Origin of the sequence: Sanguibacter sp. HDW7 (genome assembly GCF_011300875.1) — a bacterium.
Classification (GTDB): domain Bacteria; phylum Actinomycetota; class Actinomycetes; order Actinomycetales; family Cellulomonadaceae; genus Flavimobilis.
Window position 1 is genome coordinate 2,276,765 of sequence record NZ_CP049862.1, and the last position, 16,936, is coordinate 2,293,700.

16 protein-coding genes are annotated in these 16,936 nt (G+C 70.7%); 2 read left to right on the forward strand and 14 right to left on the reverse strand.

The genetic code is table 11. The features are described from left to right. Window positions 1-493 precede the first annotated feature (493 nt). Window positions 494-1,477 carry an acetylxylan esterase gene (locus tag G7063_RS10425; protein ID WP_166415316.1) on the forward strand — a complete coding sequence of 328 codons (984 nt, stop codon included), beginning with the start codon at window positions 494-496 and terminating at the stop codon, window positions 1,475-1,477. Window positions 1,478-1,535: 58 nt separating this feature from the next. On the opposite strand, the gene G7063_RS10430 is transcribed toward G7063_RS10425, so the two are convergent. Continuing rightward, window positions 1,536-2,942 (reverse strand): GH1 family beta-glucosidase, encoded by a 1,407-nt coding sequence (locus G7063_RS10430; RefSeq protein WP_166414332.1) that lies wholly within the window; start codon window positions 2,940-2,942, stop codon window positions 1,536-1,538. A gap of 184 nt (window positions 2,943-3,126) precedes the next feature. Then, window positions 3,127-5,391 (reverse strand): alpha-xylosidase, encoded by a 2,265-nt coding sequence (gene yicI, locus G7063_RS10435; RefSeq protein WP_166414333.1) that lies wholly within the window; start codon window positions 5,389-5,391, stop codon window positions 3,127-3,129. 126 nt (window positions 5,392-5,517) lie between these two features. On the opposite strand from yicI, the gene G7063_RS10440 reads away from it, so the two are divergent. Further along, on the forward strand, window positions 5,518-6,525 hold the full coding sequence (locus G7063_RS10440; RefSeq protein ID WP_166414334.1) for a LacI family DNA-binding transcriptional regulator: 1,008 nt from the start codon (window positions 5,518-5,520) through the stop codon (window positions 6,523-6,525). A gap of 239 nt (window positions 6,526-6,764) precedes the next feature. On the opposite strand, the gene G7063_RS10445 is transcribed toward G7063_RS10440, so the two are convergent. From G7063_RS10445 to G7063_RS10500, 12 genes are all read right to left on the reverse strand, one after another. Further along, window positions 6,765-7,970: an N-acetylglucosamine-6-phosphate deacetylase gene (locus G7063_RS10445; protein ID WP_166414335.1), complete on the reverse strand. Its 1,206-nt coding sequence runs from the start codon at window positions 7,968-7,970 to the stop codon at window positions 6,765-6,767. Between the two features lie 56 nt (window positions 7,971-8,026). After that, on the reverse strand, window positions 8,027-8,722 hold the full coding sequence (gene nucS, locus G7063_RS10450) for an endonuclease NucS (RefSeq protein WP_166414336.1): 696 nt from the start codon (window positions 8,720-8,722) through the stop codon (window positions 8,027-8,029). 67 nt (window positions 8,723-8,789) lie between these two features. After that, window positions 8,790-9,224 (reverse strand): DUF2550 family protein, encoded by a 435-nt coding sequence (locus G7063_RS10455; protein ID WP_166414337.1) that lies wholly within the window; start codon window positions 9,222-9,224, stop codon window positions 8,790-8,792. Between the two features lie 21 nt (window positions 9,225-9,245). Beyond that, window positions 9,246-9,512 carry a F0F1 ATP synthase subunit epsilon gene (locus tag G7063_RS10460; RefSeq protein WP_166414338.1) on the reverse strand — a complete coding sequence of 89 codons (267 nt, stop codon included), beginning with the start codon at window positions 9,510-9,512 and terminating at the stop codon, window positions 9,246-9,248. Window positions 9,513-9,556: 44 nt separating this feature from the next. Then, window positions 9,557-11,038 (reverse strand): F0F1 ATP synthase subunit beta, encoded by a 1,482-nt coding sequence (gene atpD, locus G7063_RS10465; protein ID WP_166414339.1) that lies wholly within the window; start codon window positions 11,036-11,038, stop codon window positions 9,557-9,559. Window positions 11,039-11,117: 79 nt separating this feature from the next. Beyond that, a complete protein-coding gene (locus G7063_RS10470) occupies window positions 11,118-12,014 on the reverse strand; it encodes a F0F1 ATP synthase subunit gamma (protein WP_166414340.1) in 897 nt (298 codons plus the stop codon). 2 nt (window positions 12,015-12,016) lie between these two features. Next, window positions 12,017-13,645 (reverse strand): F0F1 ATP synthase subunit alpha, encoded by a 1,629-nt coding sequence (gene atpA / locus G7063_RS10475; RefSeq protein ID WP_166414341.1) that lies wholly within the window; start codon window positions 13,643-13,645, stop codon window positions 12,017-12,019. 100 nt (window positions 13,646-13,745) lie between these two features. Continuing rightward, window positions 13,746-14,564, reverse strand: a complete 819-nt coding sequence (locus G7063_RS10480) for a F0F1 ATP synthase subunit delta (RefSeq protein WP_166414342.1) — start codon at window positions 14,562-14,564, stop codon at window positions 13,746-13,748. Beyond that, window positions 14,564-15,127 (reverse strand): F0F1 ATP synthase subunit B, encoded by a 564-nt coding sequence (locus G7063_RS10485; RefSeq protein WP_166414343.1) that lies wholly within the window; start codon window positions 15,125-15,127, stop codon window positions 14,564-14,566. The genes G7063_RS10480 and G7063_RS10485 overlap by 1 nt, the downstream gene beginning before the upstream one ends. 2 nt (window positions 15,128-15,129) lie before the next feature. Beyond that, the gene (gene atpE / locus G7063_RS10490) at window positions 15,130-15,357 is read right to left on the reverse strand and encodes an ATP synthase F0 subunit C (protein WP_102507663.1); all 228 of its coding nucleotides are present in this window, start codon (window positions 15,355-15,357) and stop codon (window positions 15,130-15,132) included. 86 nt (window positions 15,358-15,443) lie between these two features. After that, a complete protein-coding gene (gene atpB / locus G7063_RS10495; protein ID WP_240916037.1) occupies window positions 15,444-16,229 on the reverse strand; it encodes a F0F1 ATP synthase subunit A in 786 nt (261 codons plus the stop codon). A 237-nt stretch (window positions 16,230-16,466) separates the two neighbouring features. Further along, window positions 16,467-16,931 carry a hypothetical protein gene (locus G7063_RS10500; protein WP_166414344.1) on the reverse strand — a complete coding sequence of 155 codons (465 nt, stop codon included), beginning with the start codon at window positions 16,929-16,931 and terminating at the stop codon, window positions 16,467-16,469. Window positions 16,932-16,936 lie beyond the last annotated feature (5 nt).

A 16,936-nucleotide genomic window follows, 5' to 3' on the forward strand; every position in this document is an offset into this window, starting at 1 on the left:
CTCCGGAACCCCGGAGCACTCATCGACGTCGCAACACTACACCTAGTGGTCCTCCAAGACCACAACCCCTAGGTGTTGTGACTTACATCGATGTCATCCCATGTTCGACGAGCGGTGGACAGACGTGTGGGAAGCCTGTGGACGACCGCGCAGTCGCCCCCGCGAGGCCGCGTGGGCGACCCTGCGAGCAGCCTCCCACGAGCCACCGACATCCGCGGCGGGACGCCGCTCCAGGCTCTCTCCGCCCGTCCGCTCCGGCGCCCGCGGCGTCGTCCCCACCCGGTGCACGCACGCTGTCCACAGCCGGTGGAGCACGACGCACCTCGGCGCAGATCTCACCCGCCGCCGGCGCGACACGCCCGCGCGCGACACGCCGGAGGGCTCCTCGACGACACGCGCGCCCAGCGCCGGAAGCGCTCCCAACGCGTCGCCTAGGCTGGGCGTGCGCACGCCGTCGACGACGTGCGCGACGACCCCCGACGACGAGGACCAGATGGCCATCTTCGACCTGCCCACCGACCAGCTGCGGGCGTTCGCCCCCGGCCCCGACGAGGTCGGCGAGGCGCCCGACCACGACGACTTCTGGGCGACGACCTTTGCGGAGTCCCGCGCGCTCGCCTCCGCTCCGACGCGCACGCGCGTCACGACGGGCCTGCGCGCGGTCGACTCCTACGACGTGACGTTCTCCGGCTTCGGCGGCCACCCCGTCCGGGCCTGGCTCACGCTCCCCGCGGGCGCGGACGGCCCGCTGCCGACCGTCGTCCAGTACAACGGCTACGGCGGCGGCCGCGGCCTGCCGATCGAGCACCTCCTGTGGGCGAGCGCCGGCTACGCCCACCTCTTCATGGACTCCCGCGGCCAGGGCTCGACCTGGGGCAACGGCGGCGAGACGCCCGACCCCGTCGGCAACGGCCCGGCGGCGCCCGGACAGATGACCCGCGGCATCCTCGACCCCCGCGAGCACTACCTGCGCCGCCTGCAGACGGACGCCGTGCTCGCGATCGACGCGGCCCGCCTGATGCCCGAGGTCGACGGCGACCGCATCGTCGTCACGGGCGGCTCCCAGGGCGGCGGCCTCGCGCTCGCCGCCGCAGGTCTCGCCGAGGGGCTCGCGGGCGTCATGGCCGACGTCCCGTTCCTCTGCCACTTCCGCAGGTCGGTCGACCTCACCGACTCCTTCCCCTACCAGGAGATCGTCCAGTACCTCAGCGTCAACCGCGGGCACGAGGAGCAGGCGTTCCGGACGCTCGCGTACTTCGACGGCGTCACGCACGCGCGCCGCGCGACGGCTCCGCTGCTCACCTCCGCCGCGCTGCGCGACACGGTCTGCCCGCCGTCGACCATCTACGCGGCCTTCAACGCGTACGCAGGGACGGACAAGGAGATCGTCGTGTGGCCCTGGAACGGCCACGAGGGCGGCGGCGGCCACATGGCCCCGCGCCAGCTCGCGTGGCTCGCCGAGCGCGTCCCGGCCTGAGTCCCCCCGACGACGACGCCCTCCTCACCGGCCGGTGAGGAGGGCGTCGTCGTCACGGTCAGCCCGCGTGCGTGTACGGCAGCGCGGGAGGCGTGCCGGTCGTCACGAGCTCGTGGTACCAGTGCGCCGAGTCCTTCCACGTGCGCGCGAACGTGTCGTAGTCGACGCGGATGATGCCGAAGCGGCGCGCGTAGCCGAAGGACCACTCGAAGTTGTCGAGCAGCGACCACGCGAAGTAGCCGCGCACGTCCGCGCCCGCGTCGAGCGCCTTGCCGACGGCCTCGACGTGCTGCGCGTAGTACGCGACACGGCGGGGGTCGTGGACGGCACCGTCGGGCGAGACCTCGTCGTCGAACGCGGCACCGTTCTCCGTCACCATGAGCGGCAGGTCCGGGTAGCGGGCGGACAGGCCCGTGAGCAGCTCGGTGAGGCCGGTCGCGTCGATGCCCCAGCCCATCGAGGTCTTCTCGCCCGGACGCTCGGGGTAGTGGACGTCGCGGCAGCCCGGCCAGGGGGTCGGGAAGTCTCCGACGGGCTCGCCCGTCGGCGCGGCGACGACCGAGATGTCGTAGTAGTTGAGGCCGAGGTTGGTGAGCGGCTGGTGGATCGCCTCGAGGTCGCCGTCCAGGACGAAGGACCAGTCGGTGATCGCGGCCGTGTCGGCGAGGAGGTCGGCCGGGTAGGCGCCGTCGAGCACGGGGCCCGTGAAGATCCGGTTGCCGACGGCGTCCATGCGGCGGACCGACTCGAGGTCGCCCGGGTTCGCCGGGTCGGCGGGCCGGAAGACGTGGAGGTTGAGCGTGAGCGAGACGGGGGCGTCCGCGCCGAGCTCCTCGCGGATCGCCGAGACGGCGAGGCCGTGGGCGAGGTTGAGGTGGTGGGCGGCCTCGAGCGAGGCGAGGTCGTCGGTCACGCCGGGCGCGTGCTGCCCGTTGCCGTAGCCGAGGAACGCGGCGCACCAAGGCTCGTTGAGGGTGGTCCACAGGTGGACACGGTCGCCGAGCTCGCGCGCCATGGCGCGTGCGTACTCGCCGAAGAGCAGCGCGGTCTCGCGGTTGCGCCAGCCGCCCTCGTCCTCGAGGACCTGCGGGAGGTCCCAGTGGTAGAGGGTGACGACGGGCTTGATGCCCTTCTCGAGGAGCGCGTCGACGAGGTTCGAGTAGAACTCGACACCCTCGCGGTTGAGCTCTCCGCGGCCGTCGGGCTGGACGCGGGGCCACGCGATCGAGAGACGGTAGGCACCGACACCGAGGTCGGCGAGGTGCTGCACGTCCTCCTGCCAGCGGTGGTAGTGGTCGACTGCCACGTCGCCGGTGTCGCCGTCGAGCGTCTTGCCGGGCGTGTGCGAGAAGGTGTCCCAGATCGAGGGGGCGCGGCCGCCCTCGGTCGCGGCGCCCTCGATCTGATATGAGGCTGTCGCCGTGCCCCAGAGGAAGTCGGCGGGGAAGGTGCGTGGTGCGGTCACGGGTGTGGTCTCCTCTTCGAGATACGGGCGGGTCCCGCATCCACCGTGACTGACCACGGCGGGTGTGCGCAACCCTTGCCCTAGCGTATCGGAACGTTTCGATGTTGCGGTAAGCCGCACCGGCCCGGCAGGTGCCGGACCGGTGCGGGATGCGGCCGGGGCCGCAGGGTCGAGGTGGTGGGGCTCAGACGGTGAGGACCGCCGCGCCCGACGACGCCTCGACGACACGGCCGCCGAGCTCGAGGCGCCACGGTCGCGTGCTCGACGACGTCGCCCGAACCTCGCTGCCCGAGCGCACGACGCGGAACTCCGTCGCCTCCCCGCCAACCGACTGCGCGGCCGGCACGACGACCGTCTCCTCGAAGCCGTCGGGAAGCTCGAAGAGCCGCAGCGTCACGCCGTCCGCCCAGTCGTACTCGGGCGAGTCCTCGCGCGCGCCGACCGGCAGGACCGTGCCCGGCCGCACGAGCAGCGGCAGCGAGTCGAAGCCGTAGGACTCCGTCACCCACCGGCCACCCTCCACGGTGCGCCCGTCGAGCAGGTGCGTCCACGTCCCCGCAGGCACGTAGTACGTCACCTCGCCCGAGTGGGTGAACACGGGCGCGACGAGCAGCGCGTCGCCGAGCATGTACTGCGTCTCGAGAGTCGCGACCGCCGGGTCCTCGGGGAACTCGAGGAGCATCGGGCGTGCCATCGGCGTGCCCGCCGCGTGAGCCTCCCCCGCGACCCGGCCGAGGTACGGCATGAGCGAGAGCTTGAGGCGCGTGAAGCGACGCGTCACGTCGACGGCCTCCTCGTCGAACGCCCACGGCACCCGCACCGACGTCGAGCCGTGCAGGCGGGAGTGCGACGAGAGCAGGCCGAAGGCGAGCCAACGCTTGAACACCGCGGGCTCGGCAGTTCCCTCGAAGCCGCCGATGTCGTGGCTCCAGTACCCGAAGCCCGAGTACGCGAGCGAGAGCCCGCCGCGCAGCGACTCGGCCATCGCCGCGAACGTCGAGAAGCAGTCGCCGCCCCAGTGCACGGGGAACTGCTGGCCACCCGCGGTCGCCGACCGCGCGAAGAGCACCGCGTTGCCGACACCCGAGCGCCGCTCGAGCATCTCGAACACCGCCTGGTTGTACGCCTGCACGTAGTAGTTGTGCATGCGGGCCGGGTCCGAGCCGTCGTGCCACACGACGTCCGTCGGGATGCGCTCGCCGAAGTCCGTCTTGAACGCGTCGACGCCCATGTCCATGAGGCCCTCGAGCTTGCCGGTGTACCAGGCCGCCGCCTCCGGGTTCGTGAAGTCGACGAGGCCCATGCCCGCGACCCACAGGTCCCACTGCCACACCGAGCCGTCGGGACGCTTGACGAGGTAGCCGGCGTCGGCCGCCTCGCGGAACAGCGGCGAGCGCTGGGCGATGTACGGGTTGATCCACACGCACACCCGCAGGCCGCGGGCCTTGAGCCGCGCGAGCATGCCCTCGGGGTCCGGGAACGTCCGCGGGTCCCACTCGAAGTCGCACCAGTTGAACTCGCGCATCCAGTAGCAGTCGAAGTGGAACACCGACAGCGGCAGGTCACGCTCGGCCATGCCGTCGATGAAGCCCGTGACGGTCGCCTCGTCGTAGTCGGTCGTGAACGACGTCGAGAGCCACAGCCCGAACGACCAGTCGGGCACACGCGCGGGACGGCCGGTGAGCGCCGTGTAGCGCTCGAGGATCGCCTTGGGCGTCGCGCCGTGGATGACGTGGTAGGTGAGCGACTGAGCCTCGACCGAGAACTGCGTGCGCGAGACGACCTCGGAGGCGATCTCGAACGAGACGAGCTCGGGCTGGTCGACGAACACGCCGTAGCCCTTGTCCGTGAGGTAGAACGGGACGTTCTTATAGGCCTGCTCGGAGGACGTGCCGCCGTCCGCCTGCCACACGTCGACCGTCTGACCGTTCTTCACGACGGGCCCGAAGCGCTCGCCGAGGCCGTACACGTGCTCGTTGACACCGAGGGTCAGCTGCTCGTGGAGGTAGGTGCGGCCCTCGTCGTCCGTGACGACGCCGAGCGACTTGGGCAGCGAGCTCGTGAGGACGCGACCGCCCGCGACGAAATCGACCTGCCAGTGGTCGCCGCGGTGCACCTGCACCGCGAGGCTGCCCGACGTGAGCGTCGCGACGTCGTCCGCGACGACGACGTCCGCCACATGTCCCTCGGCGCGAGAGAGCGCGAAGTGCGGGCCCCGGTCGAGCGCGCCGGCGTGCTGCGTGACCTTCACGGTGACGACGTCCGGGATCGGCGCGGAGTACTCGACCGTGAGCATCGTGCGGTTGAGGACGTCTCCACGCGTCTCGATGCGCTTCGTCGGCGCGTACGCCGTGAGCGTGCCCTCGCCGGGCCAGACATCGTAGGCCTGGGCGGCGAACTGGGGATGCATGCCCTCGCGGGCCTGCCAGTAGCCGTCGGTGAACTTCATCGGTCTGCCGCCGTTCCGTCGTTGTTCGACTATGATCGTCGAAGCGTTTCGACAACCGTAGCGCTCTCCGTGCCGTGCGTCCACCCCCGACGCGCTACGGTGGGCCTCGACCAGAGAGGAGCACCCATGGCAGTGACGATCGCCGACGTCGCACGCGCAGCAGGCGTCTCCGTCTCGACCGCGTCCTACGCCCTCTCCGGCAAGCGACGCATCTCGGAACCGACCCGGCTCCGCGTCGCGGCCGCCGTCGACGAGCTCGGCTACCGCCCCCACGCCGGCGCACGCGCGCTCGCCTCCGCCTCCCCCCGCACCCGCACGATCGCTCTCATGGCCCCGCTCCGCACCGGGACCGACACCGCCGTCGTCATGCAGTTCGTCGCCGCGATCGTCCTGCGCGCCCGCCACCACGGGCTCGACGTCCTCCTCCTCACCCAGGACGACGTCGACGGCGTCGAGCGCGTCGCGAGCGGCTCCGTCGTCGACGGCGTCGTCGTCCTCGACGTCCAGGCCGACGACCCCCGCGTCGCCGCCCTCGACGGGCTCGGTCGCCCGGCCGTCCTCGTCGGCCTCCCCGCAGCCCCCGGCAGGCTCTCGTGCATCGACCTCGACTTCGAGGGAGCGGGTCGGCTCACCGTCGAGCACCTCGCCGACCTCGGGCACACGAGCGTCGGCGTCGTCGCGCACGCCGACGAGTTCCGGGAGCGCGGCGCCTCGTTCGCCGTCCGCCTCGCGCGAGGCGTCACAGACGCGGGCGCGACCCGCGGCGTCGACGTCCGCCTCGTCGGCAGCGACGGTTCCGCAGCGGGCACCGCGTCCGCCGTCGACACGCTTCTCGCCGGCACCCCCGCACCGACGGCCCTCATCGTCCACAACGAGCCCGCGCTCCCCCACGTCCTCGCCCGCCTCGCGGCGCTCGGGCACGACGTCCCGGCACGCACGTCGGTCCTCGCGATCTGCCCCGCCGACGTCGCGGAACGGCAGACCGTGCCGGTCACCGCCGTCGAGATCCCGGCCGCAGACATCGGCTCGGTCGCGGTCGACATGCTCGTCGACCGCGTCGAGGAGGACCGCCCGACGGAGATCAGGCTCGTCGCCCCCACGCTCGTCGACCGCGGATCGACGACGCGGCGCTGAGCGCCCCTCCACCTCTCCGTCGCCGATCCCGCCCGACGCCTCTCGGACTCGGAACGTCGCTGCGCACACGCGAGCGTGCAGGAACGCTACGAGTCACCCAGGGTTCTCGACTCGTAGGGCCCCAGCACCATCGAACGGCGCTGGGGCCCTACGAGTCGGAAGGTGGTTCGATCCGGAGACGGTTCGCTCGGGATGCGGCAGCGACCGCCGCGTGAGGACCTCGCCGTGACGGCGTCCTGTCAGGACTGCGCGACCGGCTCTCCTCCGCGGAGGACGTCAAGGACGTGGAGCTCGTCGTCGAGCAGGAGGACGTCGGCGCGCGCGCCGGCCTCGAGCCGACCGATGTCCGTCCGCCCGAGCACCGTCGCAGGCGTGTGCGTCGCCGCCCGCACCGCGTCGACGAGCGGAACACCGCCGCGCACCGTGCGACGCACGACGTCGCTCAGGCGCGCCGTGCCACCCGCGATCGCGCCGCCCACGGTGAGGCGCGCGACCCCGTCGGCGACCGTGACCTCCATCGAGCCGAGCCGATAGGCACCGTCGGGCATTCCCGCCGCGGCCATCGCGTCAGTGACGAGCGCGACGTTGTCCGCGCCGACCATCTCGACGACGTCCCGCACGAGCGCAGGGTTGACGTGCGTCGCGTCGGCGACGAGCTCGACGACGGCGCGGCCACGCGCTGCGGCGGAGAGGCAGTCAGCGATCGGGCCCGCCTCACGGTGCGCGAGCGGGCGCATGCCGTTGAAGAGGTGCGTGACCGTCGGCCGTGCCGAGCGGACGCCCGGGGCAGCGAGCCGGTCGAAGGCCTCGTCGAGCCCCGCCCGCATCTCGCCCGCTGCCGCGTCGGTGTGCCCGTAGCTCGGCAGTGCTCCGGCCTCGACGAGCGCCTCGGTGACACCACCGTCACCCGTGTTGCCAGGGGCCTCGGGTGCAAGAGTCATCGTCACGAAGTGGCGTCCGAGGACGGCCCCGACGCGCCGTACGAGCTCCGCGTCGGGCTCCTGGATGAGGTTGGGGTCCTGTGCGCCGCAGCGCGCGACGGAGACGAACGGTCCTTCGAGGTGGACTCCCGCAAGCTCGCCGGCCTCAGCGAGGCCCGCGAGGACCGCGCTGCGCGCGAGCAACGTCTCGGGGCTCGCGGTGACGAGCGACGCGACGAGCGACGTCGTGCCCGCGCGCCTGTGCACGAGGACCGCGGTCATCGCGGTCTCCGCGTCCTCGGAGTCAGGGAAGCTCGCGCCGCCGCCGCCGTGGCAGTGGATGTCGACAAGACCCGGGGTGATGACCGGCACGGTGCGCGCGTCCGCCAGCTCGTGACCCGCGGTCTGCGCTGCGCTCACGTCACCGACGAACGCGACCCTCGACCCGTCGAGGACGACGACGCCGTCCGGGATCTCCGTCGTCCCCGTGAGGACCCGACCGCGCAGCACCACTTTGTTAGCCATGCTGCCATTGTTGCCCTGCGGGGACGCCGAGCGCCAGTCCCGAGGTCCCGATCCGCTCAGAAGAGACGCGAGTCGACGTCGTCGACACCGCGCATCGCGTCGTAGTCGAGCACGAGACACTCGATGCCGCGGTCCGTCGCGAGCACACGCGCCTGCGGCTTGATCTGCTGAGCCGCGAACACGCCGCGCACCGGCGCGATGAGCGGGTCGCGGTTGAGCAGGTCGAGATAGCGCGTCAGCTGTTCCACGCCGTCGATCTCGCCCCGCCGCTTGATCTCGATCGCGACGGACCCGCCGCGCGGGTCACGCGCAAGGATGTCGACGGGCCCGATGGCCGTCATGAACTCGCGCCGCACGAGCGTGTGCCCGGGGCCGAGCAGCTCGATCTGCTCCGCGAGCAGCGCCTGGAGGTGCGCCTCGACGCCCTCCTTGACGAGGCCGGGGTCGATGCCGAGCTCAGCCGTCGTGTCGAGCACGACCTCGTGGATCTCGATGCGCAGGTGATCGTCGCTCTTGGTGTGCTGGACGTCCCAGACCGCGGTCATACCAGCGGCTGCCTCGTCCTCGTCGGGCTCCGAGACGACGAGCGTGCACGGCGGGCTCATCCAGTTGAGCGGCTTGTACGAGCCGCCGTCGGAGTGCAGCAGCACGGAACCGTCCGCCTTGACGACGAGCAGGCGCCGCGCGAGCGGCAGGTGGGCCGACAGCCGACCGGTGTAGTGCGCGGCGCAGTCCGCGATGACGAGTCTCACGACGTCCTCAGGCTCGGGGGTGACGGGCGGCGCTCCGCCGCGCCGGGCGTCCGGGGACGCGGCACGGTCAGGAGACCACGCCACCGTCCGACGGCGGCGCGGACTCGAGCCACGAGGTGAGCCCCGCATACGCAGGGACCGACATCTCGAGGACGAGCGGCTCCCCACGATAGCTGCACCGGACGCGATACCGGTCGCTCGACCCGGCGACGAGGTCGCGCGAGTCCACCTCGAGCTCGTACCGCGACCACGTGCGGTCCGCGCGCAGGGAGAAGGACCAGCGTCGGTACCAGTCGAGCCGGCCGACACCATAGTGGGCGACCCCGACGCGCACGGGTGCGCTCGGGGCCGACGGTGCTGGCGGGACGGGCAGGCCGACCACGCAGCACATGAACGAACCCACCCTCCTGTCGAGCGCCCGCAGGCGCACGACGACGACAAGGGCGGCCACCACGGCTAGCAGCCCGAGGATGACGAGCATCCAACGGAACCACTCCTCCATGACGGCCGCCCCTGTGCGTGATCAGGCGGTGACGATCGTCGCCTCGTCGGCGACCACCGTGATCTGGTCGGAGTCGACGGACAGGAACCCGCCCGTCACCGAGATCTCGAGCTCGCTGCCCTGGGCGGGACGGATGACGACCGTCCCGGCCGAGAGCAGCGCGAGCAGGGGCGTGTGCCCCGCGAGGATCCCGATCGACCCGTCGTGCGCGGGCGCGGTGACGGATCGTGCCGTGCCGGACCAGACGGCCCGGTCGGCGGCGACGACGTCGACGGAAATATCAGCCATGGGAGCTCCTAGCGTGTGTCGGCTCGTTCAGAAGGCGGACGGCGTCAGACGCCGTACTCCTTCTGGATCCGGGCCCAGTTGCGCTCGAGGTCCTCGAGGCCACCGATGTTGAAGAACGCCTGCTCCGAGATGTGGTCGAACTCGCCGTCCGCGATCTTCTTGAACGCCTCGATCGTCTCCGTGAGCGGGACGGTCGAGCCGGGCACGTTGGTGAACTGCTCGGCCATGTAGGTGTTCTGCGAGAGGAACTGCTGGATGCGGCGGGCACGACCGACGACGGTCTTGTCCTCCTCGGAGAGCTCGTCGACACCGAGGATCGCGATGATGTCCTGGAGCTCCTTGTTGCGCTGGAGGATGGACTTCACGCGCGTCGCCGTGTCGTAGTGCTCCTGGCCCACGTACCGCGGGTCGAGGATGCGCGACGTCGACGTCAGCGGGTCGATGGCCGGGTAGAGACCGCGCGAGGCGATCTCACGGCTCAGCTCGGTCGTCGCGTCGAGGTGCGCGAACGTCGTCGCCGGGGCCGGGTCCGTGTAGTCGTCGGCGGGGACGTAGATCGCCTGGAGCGACGTGATCGAGTGACCACGCGTCGAGGTGATGCGCTCCTGCAGCTGACCCATCTCGTCCGCGAGGTTCGGCTGGTAGCCGACGGCGGACGGCATGCGGCCGAGCAGCGTCGAGACCTCGGAGCCGGCCTGCGTGAAGCGGAAGATGTTGTCGATGAAGAGGAGGACGTCCTGCTTCTGCACGTCACGGAAGTACTCGGCCATGGTGAGGGCCGAGAGGGCGACGCGGAGACGCGTGCCCGGCGGCTCGTCCATCTGGCCGAAGACGAGGGCGGTCTGCTTGATGACGCCCGACTCCGTCATCTCCTGGATGAGGTCGTTGCCCTCACGCGTGCGCTCGCCGACACCGGCGAACACGGAGACACCGTTGTGGTTGTTGGCGACGCGGTAGATCATCTCCTGGATGAGGACGGTCTTGCCGACGCCCGCACCACCGAAGAGGCCGATCTTTCCACCCTGCACGTACGGGGTGAGGAGGTCGATCGACTTGATGCCGGTCTCGAACATCGAGGTCTTCGACTCGAGCTGGTCGAACGCCGGGGGCTTGCGGTGGATCGGCCAACGCTCGGTGATCTCGATCCTCTCGCCAGGCTCCGCGTTGAGGACCTCACCGGTGACGTCGAAGACGTGACCCTTGGTGATGTCGCCGACGGGGACGGAGATCGGGGCGCCCGTGTCGCGGACCTCGGACCCACGGACGAGACCGTCCGTCGGCTTGAGGGCGATGGCACGGACCATCGAGTCGCCGAGGTGCTGGGCGACCTCGAGGTTGAGCGTGAACGACTTCTCGCCCTCGCCCTGCGACGACAGGTCGATCTCGACCTGGAGCGCGTTGTAGAGCTCGGGAATCTGGTCCGACGGGAACTCGATGTCCACGACGGGGCCGATGACGCGGGCGACGCGCCCCACGCCGGGGGTCTTCGCGCCGGCTGCGCCGGTGTCGACAGTGGTGGCGGTCATGACTGCTGGCCTCGCTTCACAGAGCCGGGCAGGTGCCCGACGGGGTCGATGCTTGCAACGTGGGTTCGGGACGTCAGGTTCATGACGCCGCCAGGGCGTCAGCGCCCGAGACGATCTCGGAGATCTCCTGCGTGATCTCAGCCTGACGCGCCTGGTTGGCCAGACGCGTGTAGTTGCGGATGAGATCCTCCGCGTTGTCCGTCGCCGTGTGCATCGCGCGCTGGCGGGCGGCCAGCTCGGACGCGGCCGCCTGGAGGAGCGCGGTGTAGATGCGACGACCGACGTAGCGCGGCAGGAGCGCGTCGAGCACGGCTTCCGCGGACGGCTCGAACTCGTAGAGCGGAAGGGGCTCGTCGGCGCCCGCGACGGTGACGCCCTCGACGACCTCGAGCGGCAGGAGCCGGACGATGCGCGGCTTCTGCGTCACCATGTTGATGAACCGGGTGTAGACGACGTGGAGCTCGCCCACGCCCCCCTCCTCGGCCGGTGCCAGGAAGGCGCCGAGCAGCTGATCGGCGATCTCCTTGGCCGTCTCGACCGTCGGAGCGTCGGACTCGCCGGACCACGACGCGACCACGGGCCGGTTGCGGAACGCGTAGTACGAGATGCCGCGGCGCCCGGCGAGGTAGAGGTCGACGACCTTGCCCTCGCCCTCGAGACGCTCGATGAGCGTCTCAGCCTCGCGGATGACGGACGCCGAGTACGAGCCGGCCATGCCGCGGTCGGACGTGACGAGCAGGACCGCGACGCGGTTCGTGTCCTCACGCTCCGAGAGCAGCGGGTGGTCGGTCGCGCCGTGCGTGGCGGCCGCCGAGACGGCACGCGTGAGCATCTCCGTGTACGGCGTCGCCGCGGTGACCTTCGCACGGGCCTTGCCGATGCGTGAGGCCGCGATGAGCTCCATCGCACGGAAGATCTTCTTCAGCGACTGTGTCGACCGGATCCTCTGCCGGTAGACGCGCTGCTGACCCGCCATCGTCAGGCCTTCTTCTGCTTGACGATCTGCTCCTGCTCGACCGGGGTGTCCTCGTCAGCGGTCTCGCCACCGACGAGCGGCGTGCCGTCACCCTTGAGGAAGCCGAGGCGGAAGTCCTCGACCCCGGCCGCGAGGGCAGCCTCGGTCTCGTCCTCGAGCTTGCCGGTCGAGCCGATGGTCGCGAGGACGTCGGTGTTGCGACGCAGGTGGTCGATGAGCTCGGTCTCGAACCGGCGGACGTCCTCGAGCGGCACGTCGTCGAGCTTGCCCTTCGTGCCGGCCCAGATGGACGCGACCTGGTCCTCGACCGGGTACGGCGTGTACTGCGCCTGCTTGAGGAGCTCCATGAGACGCGCGCCACGCGTGAGCTGCGCCTTGGACGCCGCGTCGAGGTCGGACGCGAACATCGCGAACGCCTCGAGCGAGCGGTACTGGGCGAGGTCGAGCTTGAGCGTTCCGGAGACCTTCTTCATGGCCTTGACCTGCGCGGAACCACCGACTCGCGAGACGGAGATACCGACGTCGACAGCGGGACGCTGGTCGGCGTTGAAGAGGTCGGACTGGAGGAAGATCTGACCGTCGGTGATGGAGATGACGTTCGTCGGGATGTACGCCGAGACGTCGTTCGCCTTCGTCTCGATGACGGGCAGACCTGTCATCGAGCCCGCACCCATCTCGTCCGAGAGCTTGGCACAACGCTCGAGCAGACGGGAGTGCAGGTAGAAGACGTCACCGGGGTAGGCCTCGCGGCCCGGCGGACGACGCAGGAGGAGCGAGACGGCACGGTAGGCCTCGGCCTGCTTCGACAGGTCGTCGAAGACGATGAGGACGTGCTTGCCGTCGTACATCCAGTGCTGGCCGATGGCCGAGCCCGTGTAGGGCGCGAGGTACTTGAAGCCGGCCGGGTCGGAGGCGGGAGCCGCGACGATCGTCGTGTACTCGAGCGCGCCGGCCTCCTCGAGGGCGCCGCGGACCGACGCGATCGTCGAGCCCTTCTGGCCGATGGCGACGTAGATGCAGCGGACCTGCTTGGTCGGGTCGCCCGTCTCCCAGTTCGCCTTCTGGTTGATGATCGTGTCGATCGCGATCGCGGTCTTGCCCGTCTGGCGGTCGCCGATGATGAGCTGACGCTGGCCGCGGCCGACGGGGATCATCGCGTCGATCGCCTTGAGGCCAGTCTGGAGCGGCTCGTGCACCGACTTGCGCTGCATGACGCCGGGCGCCTGGAGCTCGAGGGCGCGGCGGCCGGTCGTCTCGAGCTCGCCGAGCCCGTCGATCGGCTTGCCGAGCGGGTCGACGACGCGGCCGAGGTAGCCGTCACCGACGGGGACCGAGAGGACCTCGCCCGTGCGGTGGACCGTCTGGCCCTCCTCGATGCCGGTGAACTCGCCGAGGACGACGACACCGATCTCGCGGGCCTCGAGGTTGAGGGCGAGGCCGAGCGTGCCGTCCTCGAAGCGGACCAGCTCGTTCGCCATGACGCCCGGGAGGCCCTCGACGCGGGCGATGCCGTCGCCCGCGAGCGTGACGCGACCGACTTCCTCGCTCGCGGCGGCCGTGGGCTCGTAGGACTTCACGAAGCTGTCCAGCGCGGCACGGATCTCGTCCGGCCGGATCTGCAGCTCAGCCATTGATCTCTCCTGTCATGACCGCCCGTGGCGGTCGTGCGATCTTCAGTGTGCGGACCTTGCCGGGCCGCGAGGTGCGGGTGGTGCGCCTGCGGCGCGGGGGTCAGCTCGCCAGTCGGCGGCGGGCGTCGGCCATACGTGCGAGCACGGTGGCCTCGACGATGTCATCGCCGACCTGGATGCGCAGGCCGCCGACGACCGAGGGGTCGACGACGACGTTGAGCTGGACGGGCTTGCCGTATGCCTGGGCGAGCAGGGTGCCGAGCCGATCGGTCTGCGCCTCCGAGAGAGGTGCGGTGACCGTGGCGAGACCGACGAGACGGTCGCGCATGGCGGCGGCGATCTCCATGTACCAGCTGAGCGTGGCGACGAACCGGCGCCCGCCCCGCAGGCCGGCGGCGCGGCGTGCGAGCCCGCGCGTGGCCTCGTCGCCGCGGCCCGCGAGGATCGCGTCGAGAAGACGGATCCTGTCGGCCACGGAGACACCGGGGTTGCTGAGCATGGCACGGACGTCGGCCGGGGAGCCGATGAGCGACCTCACGATCGTGAAGAGCTCGTTCTCGACGGTCTCGAGCGTCCCTCGCGAACGTGCCGACGCGAGAGTCGCCCCGACCGCGAGGTCCTCGACGGCCTCGGCGAGGTCGGCGTCCGCCGACCAGCGCTGGGCCACGAGGTCGACGAGGACGGCGACGACGCGGTCGTCGGCCTTCCCCCCGAGGATGCCGCGCACGAGCCCGGCCTTCGCCGCGGCGTCACGCGCCGGGTCGGCGAGGCCGCGCAGAAGCGCAGCGGATCCGTCGAGCGCGTCGAGCACGGTGAACAGCTGCTCTCCGAGCTCGGCGGCGCCCTCGCCGGCGTCGCGGAGCACCGGGGCGAACCCGGCACGCACGACCTCCAGCGAACGCTGGCTGGTACCCCGCATCACTTCTCCTTGGCGGTGGTGAGGGTGGACGCCTCGAGCTCGTCGAGGAAGCGGTCCACGACACGCGACTGGCGCGCGATGTCCTCGAGGGACTCGCCCACGATCTTCGAAGCGAGCTCGGTCGCGAGCGCACCGACGTCGGCACGCAGCGAGACCGCCGCGGCCTGGCGCTCGGCGTCGATCTGGCGCTGGGCCGTCTCGACGAGCCGGTCGGCCTCAGCCGTCGCCTTGGTCCGGGCCTCGGCCACGATGGCAGCGGCCTCGGTACGAGCCTGCTCGCGGACCTGGGCGGCCTCGGCACGTGCCGCGCGGAGCGTCTGCTCCTGCTCGGTGGCCGCGGCCTCGGCGCTCGCCTTCGCCTCGTCGGCGAAGCTCAGGCCGGCCTCGATCTTCGCGGTCCTCTCGTCGAGGATCGCCGTGAAGACGGGGAGGACGAACTTGCCCAGGACGAACGCGATGATCGCGAAGCAGACCGCCGACCAGATGATGTCGTACGGCGCGGGGAAGAGCAGCGAGGGCTGCTCCCCTTCCGCTGCCGCGAGGATGGTCGTCGTGGTGATCATCGTCAGAAGACGAAGCCCGCGGCGAAGCCGATGAGGCCGAGGGCCTCGATGGCGGCGAGGGCGATGAACATGTTGGTGCGGAGGGCGCCGGCGACCTCGGGCTGACGAGCCGTGGCCTCCTGCGTCTTGGCGACCATGATGCCGAGGCCGATACCCGGGCCGAGTGCCGCGAGACCGTAACCGATGGTCGCGATGTTGCCCTCGAGAGCGGCGAGCGTCGTGATGTCCACGAGTGTGTTCCTTCCAGTACGGCCGGGAGAGTCCCGGTCGGGGGTGTGAGGACGGGCCGGTCCGCGGCCTGTCCCAGCAGGGATGCTTAGTGGGCTTCCTCGGAGAGGTTGATGTACACCGCGGTGAGCAGGACGAAGATGTACGCCTGCAGGACTGCGATGAAGATCTCGAACGCGGTGAAGGCGAAGCCGGCCGCCAGCGTCACGCCGCCGACGAGCTTGAGCGCGCCGGCAGCCTCGAGGAAGAGGAAGTGCGTCGCGGCGAAGCACAGGACGAGCAGGAGGTGCCCGGCGACCATGTTGACGAGGAGTCGGATCGCGAGCGTCGCGGGGCGCAGGATGAACGTCGAGATGAGCTCGATCGGCGTGAGGATGAAGTAGATCGGCCACGGCACGCCGCTCGGGAAGAGCGAGCTCTTGAGGAAGTGCGCGCCGCCCTGGGCGCGGACGCCCGCGACGATGAACGCGACGTAGGCGACGAGGGCCATGACGATCGGGAAGCCGATGACGCCCGAGCCCGCGATGTTGAGGGCGGGGACGATGCCGGTGATGTTGAACGCGAAGATCGTCACGAACATGATCGTGAGGAGCGGCGTGTGACGGCGGGCCGTCTTCTTGCCGATGATCTCCTCGACGATCTGGACGCGCACGAAGTCGAGCACCATCTCGACGCCGCCCTGGAAGCGGCCGGGGACGAGCTTCGCGCGGCGCGCCGCGATGGCGAAGACCGTGAGCAGCACGACCGTCACGAAGACGCGGACGAGAGTGATCCGGTTGAACTCGAAGGGCGTGCCCTCGAAGAAGATCGCCGGGGGGAAGAAGTCGGCCAGGGTGGGCGTGTGGAACCCACCGCCGTCACCGGCAGCGAGCACAGTGGCACCGTGGAGAGGCAGAGCGAACAGGGTGATCTCCCAGCGATCGTGTCGACGGCATACCACACCACGCAGGTGCGGACGTGGGCCGTCGGACTACATTGTCGGAATCGGGTCCAAGACTAGCGCATGGAGCCGCGTCGATCTGCCGCAGCCGAGGGCCGCAGGTGCCCTCTGGTGTGACGATGACCACGTGCGCAGGGGTTGCGCTCCACGGATCGTCCGGACGTCGTGGGGCTATGTCGCATCCGGCCCCGCGCCGTCGTCCGCGCGGGGCGACTGCGTGAGATCGACGACAGGGATGCGGGCCCGCTGCAGCTGGACCATCTCGAGAGCGGTCGAGCCGAGGATCGCGACGACGAGCACCGCGAAGAACACGCCCTTGTGGAAGTACGTCGCGTCCTTGAGGACAGCGAGGACGACGAGCAGGACGAGCATCTTCGCGAGCCACGCCCCGACGACCCAGGCGTTCATGACGTGCATCGGCCGGTCGGCCGTCCGCACCATGATGAGCGCGGTCGTCAGCGAGAAGAACGCAGCGACGGCCGCGCCCATGAGACCGCCCCACAGACCGGGCGTCCCCCCGACGAGCAGCCCGATGCCCGCGCCGAGCACGGTGACGGCGGCGACGAAGATCGTCAGTGCCCGCAGCACGCCGGCGAAGGCTGCGCGGACCGGGGACGGGCCGGAAGGCTGGGACATGGTGG